Below are 16076 nucleotides of genomic sequence, written 5' to 3'. Positions count from 1 at the left end.
GCCCTGATAGCAGCGCAAGCCCCGGCAAAGTGATCCGAAAAATCGAATTAGCAAAACGCAGAATTTTCTTAGCAAATTTCTGAAAAGCGTTCGAGTCCAATTAGCAAATATACATCATGCGGCGTATAAAAATCTCCCGGTAACGGAAGTGAAATTACCGGGAGAAGGAGGAACAAAAAAACGCTGCAAACCCCGAAAAAAGGCTTGCAGCGGTGCTTTCTGGCGTCCCAGAGAGGATTTGAACCTCCGACCCCACGCTTAGGAGGCGTGTGCTCTATCCAGCTGAGCTACTGAGACATTTTTAAGATTTATGCAATTTTCACTGCTCGAAGGAATCGAACAATCTGCCGCTTAGGAGGCGTGTGCTCTATCCAGCTGAGCTATATGGACACATGCCGTATTTCCGGGATTTTTCGACCCTTTAATTCCGGCTATCATTGGAAACCTGCGAGTCAGTCTTGACTGACCTCACTGGAACAGTGTACCATAAAATAAGAAAACAGACAAGGAGAAAAACGATGGAACGTGAGATTGATATGAAGGAGGTTTCCGACGGAAGGCTCTATGGTCTGCGGGATATGGTGAAGGCTGACTGCGGCGGCTGCGCAGGCTGCTCCCAGTGTTGCGAAAGCATGGGAAGCACAATTATTCTGGATCCCTACGATGTATGGCGGCTGACTGCGGGACTGCAGGTGAGCTTTGAGGCGCTTCTGCAGGACAAGCTGGAGCTGAACCTGGTGGAGGGGATTATTCTGCCGAACATGAAGACCTCCGGGGAAAATGAACGCTGTGGCTTCCTGAATGGGGAAGGGCGCTGCAGCATTCATGCGCTGCGGCCGGGCTTCTGCCGGATCTTTCCGCTGGGCCGGTTTTATGAGAACCACAGCTTTCAGTATTTCCTGCAGGTACACGAATGTCCCAGGGAGCCGAAGCTGAAGGTAAAGGTGCAGAAATGGATCGACACGCCGGATCTGAAGCGCAATGAGAAATTCATCATTGACTGGCACTATTTCCTGAAAGACGTCACAGCGCGCCTCGGGGAACAGAATGGGGAACAGTATCAGAAAATGATAGACCTCTATATTCTGAAAAGCTTTTATCAGGAGGAATGGGAGAAGGACAGAGACTTCTATGAGCAGTTTGACGAGCGGCTGACGAAGGCGAAGGAGATATTGAAAATTTCCGGGTGATGTAATAAAAAACGAGCATTCACAACGATCAGAAAATTTGTGAGTGCTCGTTTTTATTACGAATAGTGAATTTTACAGGTCCAAATCATCCCATCCGCCCCGGTCCTTCGGCGTCCGGTGATACCGGTTTTCCGAATGCTTATTTTTTGCTCCGGTTTTGGATCCGGTGAAAAAGGTGCGTCTTCCACGGGAACGTGCTCGTCTTCGATGGAGCTTCGGCAGATGAATGGAAAACCGGAAGGTCTTCATCAGATGGCGAAGCAAGCGGTAAAGCAGGAATAGAAGCAGAAGGATTCCGGCTACAATCAGAATCATCCGCACATTGATTTTGATAAAATGTGTCTGCTGAATCGGTTTTTCGGTGCCGTCCGTGTCAGCGGTTTCGTCAGAATCAGTTTCTTTATCGAATGTAAATTCCTGTAAATTATCCTTGGTAAGCGAAATATCCGCAGTTCCCACAGGTTCCTCGTTGTAAGTATAGGAGAGACTGGCAATCACGTCAGAATCCGTATTTTCATCCTGGAAGGTTAGCTCCGGAGAGGCGTCTGTAAAGGAAGCTCCGTTTGGAAGCACAATGCCTGCGTTGGTGTCGATCTGAATCAACGGCTTGGACTGACCGAAGATGGCGCTTCCGATATAGGAAGTGCCGGAACCGGCTACCGAGAAATTTGTTTCGTTTTCGGAGACATTAAACCGGGTGAAATTCTCGGAGGCATAATCCAGAAGCAGCGCTGTATCGGTGAACAGGGGTACGCCCTTCTCGCCGGTGGACTGAGTCCGCATGGTCACAACGATGAGCGTCATGCCGTTTCGTTCCGCTACAGTGACCAGAGTACCCTTGGCCACACTGGTGTTGCCGGTTTTTCCTGCAATAACCGAATCGTCCAGGTACTTTGTGACGCCTTTGTAGGGGGCAATCATATAGTGGTGATTGGTCATATAGGTGATTTCATCACGTTTATTGGTGGGCTGCATCTGGTACTTGGCCGTACCGGAGATGCGTAAGAAGTCTTCATTTTGAATGGCGGCCTTCGTAATCAGCGCCATATCGTGGGCACTGGTGTAATGATTATCGTTGTGAAGACCATTGGCGTTGGCAAAATGAGTATTGGTGCAGCCAAGCTCCGCAGCCTTCTGATTCATCATTTCCGTAAAGGCGTCGATGGATCCGGCCACATGCTCGGCCAGGCCGTTGGCACATTCATTGGCGGACTCCAGCATCAAGGCGTAGAGGGACTGCTCCACAGTCAGCTGCTCGTCTTCAGTGGTATAGATACTGCTGCTTCCCGCGTCGATGGTGTGGGTCGCGTTATAGGAATAGGTCACAGTTTCGTCCAGCGAGCAGTTCTCCAGGGTCAGAAGCGCAGTCATGATCTTCGTAATGCTGGCCGGATAATTTTTCATATCCATATCCTTATTATAAAGGATGGCGCCGCTGGAAGCCTCCATGACGATGGCAGATTCCGCGTAGATCTGCGGCCCCTGAGGCCAACCGTCGATGGCGTTCGAGTCGATGGCCTTATTATAAGCGGCTTGGCGTTCCGCCTCCAGCTGTTCGGCGGCAGCCTTTTCAGCAGCAATCTGCTTCGCTGATTTCTTACTGGCCTTCTTTGCAGCTTCTGCGGAAACAGGGCTAAAACAGAGGGAGCCTACCAGGGAAAGGGCCACAAAACCCGTGAAAAATCTAAATTTATGTGAAAATTTCATGTGAAAACGCTCCTGTAATTAAAATATATCTTAAAGATAGAAAAAATTTGGTTCGTAATTGAAAATTGTAACAAATGTAAATTTAAGTATAGGCTATTTCCACTACAGGCGCAAGGGCTTCGGGAAAAAGTTTAAAATTCCTTAAGAAAAAAGTGTGTAAAATCCCTGCCGAACGGTTGACAAAGCCCGCAAAAACGGGTTATACTGACTAATAGCGACGAAACATAAAGAAAAAGCATTGACGAAGAGAGTAGAAAAGCGCCAAAAGGCACAGAGAGCCGGGGAGGGTGGAAGCCCGGTGCGAGTAGGACTTTTTGAAAATCACTTCCGAGCTCCGGGCTGAAAGAATCCTGTATACAAGAGGGATGATTAGGTACCGGCGGTACTCCGCCGTTATGGGAGACACATGTGATGGCATGTTGTAATGAGGTGGTTTCACAGAAGCGATCGGCTTTTGTCCTGTTACAGGACAAGGGTCGTTTTTTTTCGCAAAAGGCACAAGTCCCTTCGGACGCAGCCCCGCGAATCTGAAATTCTGGAGAACAGGGTTTTCAGTGATTTCAAAAGGAGGAAAAATCATGTACAACAAAGTATCAACCGATCTGAATTTCGTTGGACGGGAGAAAGAGATTGAAAAGTTCTGGGATGAAAATCACATTTTCGAGAAGAGCATGGACAGCCGCAAGGAAGGCGAGACCTACACCTTCTACGATGGACCGCCTACCGCCAATGGTAAGCCTCATATCGGCCATGTACTGACCCGTGTTATCAAGGATATGATCCCCAGATACCGCACCATGAAGGGTTACATGGTACCGAGAAAGGCCGGCTGGGATACCCACGGACTTCCGGTAGAGCTGGAAGTGGAGAAGGCACTGGGACTGGACGGTAAGGAGCAGATCGAGCAGTACGGCCTGGATCCGTTTATCCGCAAATGTAAAGAGAGCGTCTGGAAATACAAGGGCATGTGGGAGGATTTCTCCGGAACCGTAGGTTTCTGGGCTGACATGGAGCATCCGTTTGTCACATACGATGACAACTACATTGAGTCCGAGTGGTGGGCGCTGAAGGAGATCTGGAAGAAGGGCCTGCTGTACAAGGGCTTCAAGATCGTTCCCTACTGCCCGCGCTGTGGTACCCCCCTTTCCAGCCATGAGGTAGCCCAGGGCTACAAGCAGGTGAAGGAGCGCTCCGCCATCGTCCGTTTCAAGGTAAAGGATGAGGACGCGTACTTCCTGGCATGGACCACCACCCCCTGGACCCTGCCGTCCAACGTGGGTCTGTGTATGAACCCCAGCGACACCTACGTAAAGGTCAAGGCAGCAGACGGCTACACCTACTACCTGGCAGAGGCCCTGGCAGACAAGGTGCTGGGCGGTCTCGCAGAGGAAGGCAAGCCCGCCTACGAGGTTCTGGAAAAATATGTCGGAAAAGATCTGGAGTACAAGGAGTACGAGCCGCTGTTTGCCTGCGCCGGAGAGGCAGCCGCAAAGCAGCATAAGAAAGGCTTCTATGTAACGGTAGACAACTATGTCAGCATGTCCGATGGTACCGGTATCGTTCATATCGCGCCGGCCTTCGGTGAGGACGACGGACGCGTGGGCCGCAACTACGACCTGCCCTTCGTACAGTTCGTGGACGGCAAGGGTAACATGACCGCCGAGACGCCGTATGCAGGTATGTTTGTAAAGAAGGCTGACCCCGAAGTCCTGAAGGATCTGGACGCAGAGGGCAAGCTTTTCGACGCGCCCAAGTTCGAGCATGATTACCCGTTCTGCTGGCGCTGTGACACACCGCTTATCTACTACGCGCGTGAGTCCTGGTTCATCAAAATGACCGCGGTAAAGGATGACCTGATCCGCAATAACAATACCATCAACTGGATCCCGGAGAGCATCGGTAAGGGACGTTTCGGCGACTGGCTGGAGAACATTCAGGACTGGGGCGTAAGCCGTAACCGTTACTGGGGAACTCCGCTGAACATCTGGGAGTGTGAAGGCTGCGGACACCAGGAGTCCATCGGAAGCCGCGAGGAGCTCTATGAGATGAGTGGCGACGAGAACGCGAAGACCGTCGAGTTCCATCGTCCGTACATTGACCAGATCACCATGAAGTGCCCCTGCTGTGGCAAGACCATGCGCCGCATACCGGAGGTACTGGACTGCTGGTTCGACTCCGGAGCGATGCCCTTCGCGCAGCATCATTACCCGTTTGAAAATCAGGAGCTGTTCCATCAGCAGTTCCCGGCACAGTTTATCTCAGAGGCCGTAGACCAGACCAGAGGCTGGTTCTATTCCCTGCTGGCAGAGTCCACTCTTCTGTTCAATAAGGCGCCGTATGAGAACGTTATCGTTCTGGGACATGTACAGGATGAGAACGGCCAGAAGATGAGTAAGTCTAAGGGAAATGCGGTGGATCCCTTCGACGCCCTGGATAAATACGGCGCAGACGCCATCCGCTGGTATTTCTACATCAACAGCGCACCCTGGCTGCCCAACCGTTTCCACGGAAAGGCCGTACAGGAAGGACAGCGTAAATTCATGGGTACCCTTTGGAACACCTATGCGTTCTTCGTGCTGTATGCCAACATTGACGAATTTGACGCAACGAAGTATGAGCTGAATTATGATTCCCTGAGTGTCATGGACAAATGGCTTCTGTCCAAGCTGAACACCGTAGTAGGCGAGGTCGACGATAACCTGAACAATTACCGGATCCCGGAGGCAGCAAGAGCCCTTCAGGAGTTCGTGGACGATATGTCCAACTGGTATGTACGCCGCAGCCGTGAGCGTTTCTGGGCAAAGGGCATGGAGCAGGATAAGATCAATGCTTATATGACCCTGTATACCTCCCTGGTAACCATTTCCAAGGCAGCAGCGCCCATGGTACCCTTCATGACAGAAGAAATTTATCAGAATCTGGTAAGAAGCATCGACAAGGACGCTCCCGAGAGCATCCATCTGTGCGACTTCCCGGTTGTAAATAAGGCATGGATCAACGAGGAGCTGGAGCGAGACATGGATGAGGTTCTGAAGATCGTTGTGATGGGACGTGCGTGCCGTAACACCGCGAACATCAAGAACCGTCAGCCCATCGCTCAGATGTATGTGAAGGCGCCCTACAAGCTGGCTGAGTACTACTGCGAGATCATCGAGGATGAGCTGAATGTGAAGAAGGTAGACTTCACCGACGACGTCCGCGCATTTACCACATACAGCTTCAAGCCGCAGCTGAAGACCGTAGGACCCAAGTATGGAAAGTGCCTGAACGGCATCCGCCAGCACCTGTCTGAGGTGGATGGCAATACCGCTATGGACGAGCTGAAGGAGAAGGGAAGCCTCACATTTGACGTAAACGGTACAAATGTGGTATTATCGGAGGAGGATCTGCTGATCGACATGGCACAGACCGAAGGCTTCGTATCCGACGGTGACAATACCATCACCGTAGTGCTGGACACCAAGCTCACGCCGGAACTGATCGAGGAGGGCTTTGTCCGCGAGATTATCAGCAAGGTGCAGACCATGCGGAAAGAGGCAGATTTCCAGGTAACCGACAAGATCGTGATTTCCTGCAAGGGCAATGAGAAGATCGAACAGCTTATCAAGGCCAATGCGGATCAGATCAAGTCCGAGGTTCTGGCAGTGGATGTGAAGTTCGACGAGGCCAATGGCTACGTGAAGGACTGGAGTATCAACGGCGAGAATGTTACCATGGGCGTAGAGCGCGCGTAAGCGCGTTCTGGTCTTGCAGCACGAAATGATGCGGACAGCATAATTTCTGTGCATTGCGAAGCGTGTCACTGTGAACGGAGTGAACAGTGATAAACGGTATCAAAGAGGAGGAAACTATTATGAGTAAGAGACCCTTTGACAAGGAACTCTTTAAGAGAAGCGTAGTTTACAACGTGAAGACTCTGTACCGGACACCCATTGAAGAGGCAACACAGCACCAGATTTTTCATGCGGTAGCGCTGGCTACCAAGGACGCGATCATCGATGCATGGATTGCGACCCAGGAGCAGATGAAAAAGCAGGATCCGAAGATTGTGTATTACATGTCCATGGAATTTTTGATGGGCCGTGCTCTTGGCAATAACCTGATTAACCTGACCTATTATGACGAAGTAAAGGAAGCTCTGGAGGAGCTGGGCTGCGATCTGAACGTGATCGAGGATCAGGAGCCGGACGCAGCTCTGGGAAATGGCGGTCTGGGAAGACTGGCAGCCTGCTTCCTGGATTCTCTGGCAACCCTGGGCTATGCGGCATACGGCTGCGGTATCCGTTACCGCTATGGTATGTTCAAGCAGAAAATTGAGAACGGCTATCAGAAAGAGATTCCCGACGACTGGCTTGTGGATGGCAATCCCTTCGAGCTCCGCCGTCCGGAGTACGCGAAGATCGTCAAGTTCGGCGGCTATGTAGATGTAGAAGTCGATCAGAACGGCAAGAACCATTTTATCCAGAAGGGCTATCAGGCCGTACGCGCTATCCCCTGCGACCTTCCGGTAGTAGGCTATGGCAATAACGTAGTAAATACCCTTCGTATCTGGGATGCAGAGGCCATGAATACCTTCCGTCTGGACGCCTTCGACAAGGGCGATTATCAGCAGGCCGTAGAGGAAGAGAACCTGGCGAAGCTGCTGGTAGAGGTTCTGTACCCCAACGACAACCATATGGCAGGCAAGGAGCTGCGTCTGAAGCAGCAGTATTTCTTTATCTCCGCCAGCGTGCAGGAGGCCATTGCCCGTTATAAGAGAAACCATGACGACATCCGTAAGTTTTACGAGAAGGCGGCGTTCCAGCTGAACGATACCCATCCGACCGTGGCGGTAGCCGAGCTGATGCGTATCCTCATCGACGAGGAAGGCCTGGAGTGGGACGAGGCATGGGAGGTCACCACTAAGACCTGCGCTTATACCAACCACACCATCATGGCAGAGGCCCTTGAGAAATGGCCCATCGAGCTGTTCTCCCGTCTGCTTCCCCGTGTATATCAGATCGTGGAGGAGATCAACCGTCGTTTTGTACTGGATATCCAGGCAAAATATCTAGGCGATCAGGAGAAGATCCGCAAGATGGCTATCATTTATGACGGACAGGTTAAGATGGCGCATCTGGCTATCGCAGCAGGCCATTCCGTAAACGGCGTAGCGAGACTGCATACAGAGATCCTGAAAAAGCAGGAGCTGAAGGATTTCTACGAGATGATGCCGGAGAAGTTCAACAACAAGACTAACGGTATTACCCAGCGTCGTTTCCTGCTTCACGGCAATCCGCTGCTGGCTCAGTGGGTGACCGACCACATCGGCGACGAGTGGATCACCGACCTGTCCCAGATCAGTAAGCTGAAGATTTACGCAGACGACGAGAAGGCGCAGCAGGAGTTCATGAACATCAAGTATCAGAACAAGGTGCGTCTGGCAAAATACATCCAGGAGCACAACGGTGTCACCGTAGACCCGCGCTCTATCTTCGATGTACAGGTGAAGAGACTGCATGAGTACAAGCGTCAGCTGCTGAACATCCTGCATGTGATGTATCTGTACAATAAGATCAAAGAGCATCCGGATATGGAATTCTATCCGAGAACCTTTATCTTCGGCGCCAAGGCTGCAGCAGGCTACCGCCGCGCGAAGCTGACCATCAAGCTTATCAACTCTGTGGCAGACGTGATCAACAACGATGCGTCCATCAATGGTAAAATCAAGGTTGTCTTCATCGAGGACTACCGCGTATCCAACGCCGAGCTGATCTTCGCAGCAGCAGACGTATCCGAGCAGATCTCTACCGCCAGCAAGGAGGCGTCCGGTACCGGTAACATGAAGTTCATGCTGAACGGAGCCCTGACCATCGGAACCATGGACGGCGCAAATGTGGAAATGGTAGAAGAGATGGGTGAGGAGAACGCCTTTATCTTCGGTCTGAGCGCAGACGAGGTTATCAATTATGAGCAGCATGGCGGCTACAACCCCATGGACATCTTCAATTCCGATCAGGATATCCGTCACGTGCTGATGCAGCTGATTAACGGCTACTACGCGCCTCAGGATCCGGAGCTGTTCCGGGATCTGTATGATTCCCTGTTGAACACCAACAACAGCGATCGGGCAGATACCTACTTTATCCTGAAGGATTTCCGGTCTTACGCAGAGACACACGCGAAGATCGAGGCTGTATACCGGGATGAGAAGCAGTGGGCGAAGAAAGCCCTCTGGAACACCGCATGCAGCGGCAAGTTCTCTTCCGACCGCACCATCCAGGAGTACGTGGACGACATCTGGCATCTGGATAAGATGACCGTAGAGCTTCCGAAGGAAGACGAGCCGGTTAAGGCCAAGGCCAAAGCAAAATAAAACAGCTTTTTCAAAGGGGCAGACGTTTTCGGGCGTCTGTCCTTTTTGCGATCCGCCGGTTGCAAAATGGGGTGAAATCGTGTATGGTTAAGAAAAAGGGGGGCAGGCTTATGTACAATGAACATCAGAAACCTTACCATATCGGCTTTGTAAATGAGGCGGGAGCTCGCTACGCGATTCTGCCGGGCGATCCGGGCCGCGTGGAGAAGATCGCGACGCATCTTACGAACCCGCGGTTTGTGGCCCAGAACCGGGAATACACCACCTGGGTGGGCGAGATCGAGGGCGAGTCCGTATATGTTATGTCAACCGGAATGGGCGGTCCGTCGGCGGCCATCGGAATCGAAGAGCTGCATCAGATTGGCGTGGATACGGTTATCCGCATCGGCACCTGCGGCGGCATGGCCCTGCCGGTGAAGGGCGGCGATCTGGTGGTGGCTACAGGAGCCATCCGCATGGAAGGCACCTCCAAGGAATATGTGCCAGTGGAATTTCCGGCCATCGCCCATCTGGATGTGACCAATGCGCTGGTAAACAGCGCAAAAGAGCTGGGCCATACGTATCATGCGGGCGTGGTCCAGTGCAAGGATTCCTTCTACGGCCAGCATAGCCCGGAGCGGATGCCGGTGGGCTACGAGCTCCTGAACAAATGGGACGCCTGGATCAAGGCAGGCTGCCTGGCGTCGGAGATGGAGAGCGCGGCAGTCTTTATTGTATCCCAGATCCTGGGTATGCGGGCAGGCTGCGTGCTGAACGTGCTCTGGAACCAGGAGCGCAGGAAACAGGGGATGGATGACACGGAAAGCCAGGACATGACGGCGGCGATTCAGGTGAGCGTCGAAGCCATTCGGAAATTGATTCTTGCGGACAAGGAAAATTAAGTTATGTAAATCATGCGAAAGCAGGCCGGAATTCCCGGTCTGCTTTTTCGTGGCCGCGCATAAGCTGTAGAATGAGAGAAAAAATAAAGACAGCGGCTTCGATTCTGATTATATTGATATTACTGCCCTATGTGGCTGTGGTGCTCTGCACCGGCGAGCTGGCGGGTGGGCAGACGGAGCCTGCGGAAGGCAACCTGGAGCGCTGTGTGGCGCAGATACTGCCCATGCAGATATCCGTGACCTATGAGACCGAGGCGTTGAAGGCTCAGGCGGTGGTGATTCGGACGAATCTTTTGCGGGCGGCCATGGAATATTATGAAGCGGCGGATTGGCAGCAGGCGGCAGAGGCCATCCGGGAGGAGGATTTGGCAGCGCTGGGCTTTACGGTCTGCACAGAAGGCGAGGCAGAAAAGCTCTGGAGCTATGAAAACCGTCAGCGATACCTGGAAAAATGCCGGACGGCGGCAGAGGAGACTGCCGGACAGGTGCTGGCTCTGGAAGGGGAACTGAAAGATCTGCCCTACCATGCAGTTAGCGCCGGAAAGACCAGAGAGGGAGGCGCATTGGGAGAGGGTTATACCTATCTTACTTCGGCGGACTGCGCGGGCGATGTGGAGTCGGCGGATTATCTGCAGATTTTTTATTTCCCGGAGCTGGAGCTGCCGGTGATTGAAAGCCGGGACAGCGCCGGATACGTGCTGGCGGTGCGGCTGGGGGATGAGACACTGACCGGCGAAGCCTTCCGGTTCCGATATGAGCTGAATTCCAGCTGTTTCACGGCGGAGGAGACGGACCAGGGCGTGCGCATCGTCACCCGGGGACTGGGCCACGGCTTTGGCATGAGCCTGTATACAGCTGGGCGGATGGCGCTGGAGGGGCGAACCTACCGGGAAATTTTGTCTTATTTTTATAAAAATCTGGATTGTATAAGCTTTACCGAAAATGGCTATGCTAGGGATAGCACTTAAAAAGCGGAATCATATCATAGAGGTGAAGTTTATGACAACAAAAAAGAAACGGCAGACGAGCCCGGCGGGAAGGCGGATGGCCACAGTGGCGCTGAGCCTGTGTCTTCTGGCGGGCGTGACTTTGTTTGGCATGTACACAGTGGGTAAGACCGAGGAGCAGCAGCGGAGGCTGGAGCAGGAGGTGGCAGACGCGGAAAAAGCGGCGCAGGCCCGGCAGCAGGAGGTGGCGGCGAAAGCCGCCCGGGAGCAGAAGGCAGCGGAGGCCGAGCGGCAGGCGGCTTCGGGAAGCGCCAGCCGGGACCGGACCGGTGAGAGCGCAGCGGAGACTGCGCAGGTCGAAGGCTCAGAGACAGCCGAGACAGACAATGCCGAGCTGGAGGGCGAATACGCGGAAATCAGTGTGGACGAGCCGGTGATCATTGAGGCAAACGCAGGCGCGGAAGCGCCGCCCCTGTCATTCTCGGCCGAGACTGATCAGCTTCTCTGGCCCATTGCCGGCAATATTCTGATGGATTTCAGCATGGACAAGACAGTCTATTTTTCGACGCTTGATCAGTATAAGTACAATCCGGCTATTATAATAGAAGGAAGTGTAGATCAAAGTGTTTTGAGCGCAGCCAGCGGAAAGGTAATTTCTATTGAAAATGTGGATGAGACCGGCACGACCATCACCATGGATATCGGCAGCGGTTACCAGGTTATTTACGGGCAGATCAAAGAACCGGCCGTGCAGCAGGGCGACTACGTGCAGGCCGGGGCTCTGATAGGCTATGTGGCGGAGCCTACCCGCTTTTACAGTAAAGAGGGCAGTAACCTGTATTTTCAGGTGCTGAAGGATGGGGAAAGTATCAATCCTAAAGAATTGCTCCCATAAATTACTTTTGTACACTTTCTGTAGTGGGTGCTTCATGCTGCTCCGAAGGTACTCCTATCGTATAGAGTAAATTTGCATCGGATTCAATAAGCCGTTCCTTCTGAGGGCGGCTTAATTTTTTGATGGCGCATTCCCGTTTCATGGCCTCCTCTTTCGTCTCAAAGATCTCATAGTAAGCCAGCTCCACAGGCCGGTGCGCTTTCGTATATTTGGCGCCGCGGCCTGCGTTGTGATCCGCCACGCGTTTATTCAGATGGTTGGTCCAGCCGGTGTAGAGCGAGCCGTCGCCGCACCGGAGGATGTAGGTGTAGTTCATAAAAAACTCCCTCGCATATAATAGAAGCTGTTGTGAGTCTTTCTTATTATACGCGAAGGAGTTCTTTTATGCAAATTTTACAACCCAATCGGCATCTTTGCCACAAATACATACATCATAATAAAATGACAGATACTCCCGCCCATTACAAACAGATGGAAAATCTCATGGGAGCCAAAATACTTATGTCTGGCGTTAAACAGCGGCAGCTTCAGCGCGTAGATAATACCGCCCACCGTGTAAATGATGCCGCCCGCCAGCAGCCAGCCGAAGGCCGCCGGTGACAGGGCGTTCAGAATCTGCGTGAAAGCCAGCACGCACACCCAGCCCATGGCGATATACAGCACCGAGGAAAACCATTTGGGGCAGGTGATCCAGAACAGCTTCAGGATAATGCCGGCGATGGCGATGCCCCAGACGATGGCGCAGAGGGTATACCCTACCTTGCCGCCCAGCACAATCAGGCACACCGGCGTATAGGAGCCTGCGATCAGCATGAAGATCATGCAATGATCGATTTTCCGCAGGATGCGGTTGGTTCGTTCGGACAGGTTCAGCGTGTGATAGGTGGTGCTGGCCGCGTACAGCAGAATCATGCTGATGATAAAAATGCTTAAGGAAATGAGATGGATCTTATCGGGATTGCTGGCCGCCCGAATTAAGAGCGGCGTCGCCGCAAAGGCAGCCATCAGCATGCCGATAAAATGAGTAATCGCGCTTCCCGGATCTTTGATTTCAAATTTCATGGTAACAACCCCTTTCGTTTAGCTATAATATAAATACGGTTTTTGATAATTCTATATGTAGTATTTAAAACTATGTGTAACTATATTCATATTATATGCGGAAAATGAAAAAAGTCAAGGGGATTTTTACATGCCTGATAGCCCTATAAAAATGTAAAAAAATGGCCCAGAGTGAGCAAGCTCCCTCTGAACCATTTCCTTACATTTTTGCATGCCCTGAAGGTAGTGAGGCTATAAGGCATGCCAGTTCGATTCCGCTGCGCTGCATCTCACTGTCGGGCTGGCGCCCTATAAAAATGTAAAAAAATGACCAAGAGGGAGCTCGCTCCCTCTTGGTCATTTCCTTACATTTTTGCATGCCTTATAGCTTACGCAAAGTATCTCTTCAGCAGACCCTCGAATGCTTTGCCGTGGCGGGCTTCGTCCTTAGCCATCTCATGAACGGTATCATGAATAGCATCCAGGTTAGCAGCCTTTGCGCGCTTTGCCAGGTCGAATTTGCCCTCGGTTGCGCCGTGCTCTGCAGCGACTCTCAGCTCCAGGTTCTTCTTGGTGCTGGGGGTAACTACCTCACCGAGCAGCTCTGCGAATTTTGCAGCGTGCTCAGCCTCTTCGTAAGCTGCTTTCTCCCAGTAGAGACCGATTTCCGGATAGCCCTCTCTGTGAGCTACGCGAGCCATTGCCAGATACATACCAACCTCAGAGCACTCGCCGTTGAAGTTTGCGCGAAGGTCTGCAAGGATATCCTCGCTTACGCCCTGTGCAACGCCTACCTCATGCTCAGCTGCCCAGGTAAGACCCCCAGCCTGCTCCTTGAACTTAGATGCCGGAACGCCACACTGCGGACATTTCTCCGGTGCTGTCTCGCCTTCCCAAACGTAACCACATACTGTACATACCCATGTCTTCATAATCTTGTTCTCCTTTTCTTTTTTTGATATTTAAGATTGTCAGTTATTTTTTACTAAATCAGTAACGATTCCTGTTACTGATATTAATATAGCATACGTTCCTGATTTCGTCAAGCATTATTTAAAAATTATTATCAATAAATTTTAAATCTTTCGCTGTCTCATTTCCTATAATATATAGAAGAAACGGCATCAGGACGTATGTATCTTCGCGCATTCCTCACAGAGCCCGAAATACTGTACCGTATGCCCTTCGATGATTCCCGGAAATACGTTCTGGGCCTTCTCATCGATAAAGGCCTCGTCGTCCATATGGATGTCAAAGAGCGCATGGCATTTCCTGCATATAAAATGAGAGTGGGGCGCCACATGTCCGTCGAAGCGGTCGGCTCCGTCGGTGGTAATCTTGATAATTTCTCCCAGATCCGTCAGCAGCGCCAGGTTGCGGTAGACAGTGCCGAGGCTGATATTCGGAAATTCCTCCTTTACGTGCAGATAGATGGTATCTGCGGTGGGGTGGTCATACCGGGACAACAGAAAGCGCTTGATAGACTCCCGCTGGCGGCTGTATTTTAAAGCTGGCATAAAACCCTCCTTTATCTGATAATAATAACGGTTACTGTTTCTTTTATTTTAGCAAATTTTCCGGGAATGTCAATGGAAAAATATGATAGTTTTGCGGAAAATGAAGCCCTGCGCCCCACAGAGAAAATCCGGCGAGTCATATTATGAAGCGTAAAATAACTCCGGAAGAATATCTGGATAAGGTTGACAAACAATAATCATGCTGTTATAATTCAGTCATAAGTTTTAATAAATTTGTAACATTTAAACTTTTGAGTGAAGAACAACAGCTCTGTGTAATGAGAAGGACGTAGAGCTGCTACAGATAACATTGGAGGAACGATAGCATGCACAAGTTTGCAATGATATGTCTCGCAGGAGCGCTTTGCTTTAGCTTCAGCGGAATCCGCGCGGAGGCAAGCAGCCTGTCACTGGCGTCAGAGGAAGGAATTGCTTCCGTTATGTCAGAGGCTCAGGCAGCAGATCCGGAGGCAGATGAGAAGGTACTGGAGGACATGACTCCGTCAGAGTTCGACGGTATCTGCATTGCGAAGGTAAATGATTACGTAAATGTCAGAAGTGAAGCCGGCGAGGACAGTGAGATCGTCGGAAAGCTTTACGATAAGTCCGCAGGAACTGTGGACGGAGAAGAGAACGGCTGGTACAAGATTACATCCGGCAGCGTGACCGGTTATGTGAAGGCTGATTATGTAGTGACCGGCGACGAGGCAGAGGAGCTGGCCAAAGAGGTCGGCAAGCGTGTGGCGACTGTCACTACCCAGACTCTGCGTGTCAGAACAGACGCCACCACAGACGCCAGCGTCCTGGGATTGATTGGTGAAGGTGAGGAGTTAACCGTTACCGATGAGCAGGAAGGCTTTGTAAAGGTATCCATCGAGGAAGGCGACGGCTGGGTATCCACCGATTATGTAGATTTGAGAACCGATTTCGTACAGGCGGAATCCAAGGCAGAAGAGGAAGCGCGTCTGGCCAAGGAAGAGGCTGCGAAAAAGGAAGGTAAGAAGAAGGCCGAGGAAGTAGCAGCGAAGACCAAGTCCGACAGCAGTTCAAACGCGGTTGTAGGCAGCGGTTCCGGAAGCAGCAGCGGCAATTCCGTAGTCAGCTATGCAAGTCAGTTTGTGGGTAATCCGTACGTATACGGCGGCACAAGCCTCACCAACGGAACAGACTGCTCCGGCTTTGTTATGGGTGTATACGCGCACTTCGGTGTGAGTCTGCCCCATTCTTCCAGCGCCATGAGAAGCGTAGGATACAGCGTAAGCCTTTCCGAGGCGCAGCCGGGTGATATCATCTGCTACAGTGGTCATGTAGCTATCTACTGTGGCAATAACACCGTAGTACATGCCAGCACACCGGCCACCGGAATCAAGTACACCTCTCCGGCGAACTATAAGAGCGTTATCTGTGTAAGACGTATTTTTTAATTTCCAATAGTATAAAATCTAAAGAGGCGGGAATCCGAAATGGTTCCCGCCTCTTGGTGTTTTCCATAGGGAGAAGCCCTGGCTGCACGCCGGACTGAAATCAGACAATATACTATAAT

The 16076-nt window shown here is 51.6% G+C and carries 12 protein-coding genes and 1 tRNA gene; 7 read left to right on the top strand and 6 right to left on the bottom strand.

The features are described from left to right. Positions 1 to 220 precede the first annotated feature (220 nt). Positions 221 to 297, bottom strand: a tRNA-Arg gene (locus ACTRC3_RS02505). A gap of 221 nt (positions 298 to 518) precedes the next feature. Between ACTRC3_RS02505 and ACTRC3_RS02500 the strand changes: the two genes are divergently transcribed. Then, positions 519 to 1190, top strand: coding sequence for a YkgJ family cysteine cluster protein (locus ACTRC3_RS02500; protein WP_440321311.1), 672 nt, complete (start codon positions 519 to 521; stop codon positions 1188 to 1190). A gap of 72 nt (positions 1191 to 1262) precedes the next feature. Here ACTRC3_RS02500 and ACTRC3_RS02495 read toward each other — a convergent pair whose 3' ends face one another. Further along, positions 1263 to 2897, bottom strand: coding sequence for a D-alanyl-D-alanine carboxypeptidase family protein (locus ACTRC3_RS02495; RefSeq protein ID WP_440321309.1), 1635 nt, complete (start codon positions 2895 to 2897; stop codon positions 1263 to 1265). Between the two features lie 578 nt (positions 2898 to 3475). Between ACTRC3_RS02495 and ileS the strand changes: the two genes are divergently transcribed. The 5 genes from ileS to ACTRC3_RS02470 all read left to right on the top strand — a co-directional run bounded on the left by ileS (position 3476) and on the right by ACTRC3_RS02470 (position 11975). Continuing rightward, the gene (ileS, locus tag ACTRC3_RS02490) at positions 3476 to 6631 is read left to right on the top strand and encodes an isoleucine--tRNA ligase (RefSeq protein ID WP_440321307.1); all 3156 of its coding nucleotides are present in this window, start codon (positions 3476 to 3478) and stop codon (positions 6629 to 6631) included. Positions 6632 to 6750: 119 nt separating this feature from the next. After that, the gene (locus ACTRC3_RS02485) at positions 6751 to 9252 is read left to right on the top strand and encodes a glycogen/starch/alpha-glucan phosphorylase (RefSeq protein WP_440321305.1); all 2502 of its coding nucleotides are present in this window, start codon (positions 6751 to 6753) and stop codon (positions 9250 to 9252) included. A gap of 110 nt (positions 9253 to 9362) precedes the next feature. After that, positions 9363 to 10133 carry a uridine phosphorylase gene (gene udp, locus ACTRC3_RS02480; RefSeq protein WP_440321303.1) on the top strand — a complete coding sequence of 257 codons (771 nt, stop codon included), beginning with the start codon at positions 9363 to 9365 and terminating at the stop codon, positions 10131 to 10133. Positions 10134 to 10204: 71 nt separating this feature from the next. Continuing rightward, positions 10205 to 11101: a SpoIID/LytB domain-containing protein gene (locus tag ACTRC3_RS02475; protein ID WP_440321301.1), complete on the top strand. Its 897-nt coding sequence runs from the start codon at positions 10205 to 10207 to the stop codon at positions 11099 to 11101. A 31-nt stretch (positions 11102 to 11132) separates the two neighbouring features. Next, the gene (locus tag ACTRC3_RS02470) at positions 11133 to 11975 is read left to right on the top strand and encodes a peptidoglycan DD-metalloendopeptidase family protein (protein ID WP_440321299.1); all 843 of its coding nucleotides are present in this window, start codon (positions 11133 to 11135) and stop codon (positions 11973 to 11975) included. A gap of 1 nt (position 11976) precedes the next feature. Here ACTRC3_RS02470 and ACTRC3_RS02465 read toward each other — a convergent pair whose 3' ends face one another. The 4 genes from ACTRC3_RS02465 to ACTRC3_RS02450 form a co-directional block, all read right to left on the bottom strand. Beyond that, complete coding sequence (locus ACTRC3_RS02465; RefSeq protein WP_178038967.1) at positions 11977 to 12291, bottom strand: GIY-YIG nuclease family protein; 315 nt, start codon at positions 12289 to 12291, stop codon at positions 11977 to 11979. A 77-nt stretch (positions 12292 to 12368) separates the two neighbouring features. Continuing rightward, entirely contained in the window at positions 12369 to 13037 is a 669-nt protein-coding gene (gene trhA / locus ACTRC3_RS02460; RefSeq protein ID WP_178038968.1) for a PAQR family membrane homeostasis protein TrhA, read from the bottom strand. A 368-nt stretch (positions 13038 to 13405) separates the two neighbouring features. Beyond that, a complete protein-coding gene (locus ACTRC3_RS02455) occupies positions 13406 to 13948 on the bottom strand; it encodes an NADH peroxidase (RefSeq protein ID WP_440321296.1) in 543 nt (180 codons plus the stop codon). Positions 13949 to 14140: 192 nt separating this feature from the next. Further along, positions 14141 to 14533, bottom strand: coding sequence for a transcriptional repressor (locus ACTRC3_RS02450; protein WP_178038970.1), 393 nt, complete (start codon positions 14531 to 14533; stop codon positions 14141 to 14143). 326 nt (positions 14534 to 14859) lie between these two features. Between ACTRC3_RS02450 and ACTRC3_RS02445 the strand changes: the two genes are divergently transcribed. Then, a complete protein-coding gene (locus ACTRC3_RS02445) occupies positions 14860 to 15957 on the top strand; it encodes a C40 family peptidase (protein WP_440321294.1) in 1098 nt (365 codons plus the stop codon). Positions 15958 to 16076 lie beyond the last annotated feature (119 nt).

The organism is Laedolimicola sp. (assembly GCF_051972735.1).
In the GTDB taxonomy this organism is placed as follows: domain Bacteria; phylum Bacillota; class Clostridia; order Lachnospirales; family Lachnospiraceae; genus Laedolimicola; species Laedolimicola intestinihominis.
The sequence above is the reverse complement of the archived record's forward strand: the minus strand, read 5'-3'. Positions and strand labels throughout refer to the sequence as shown.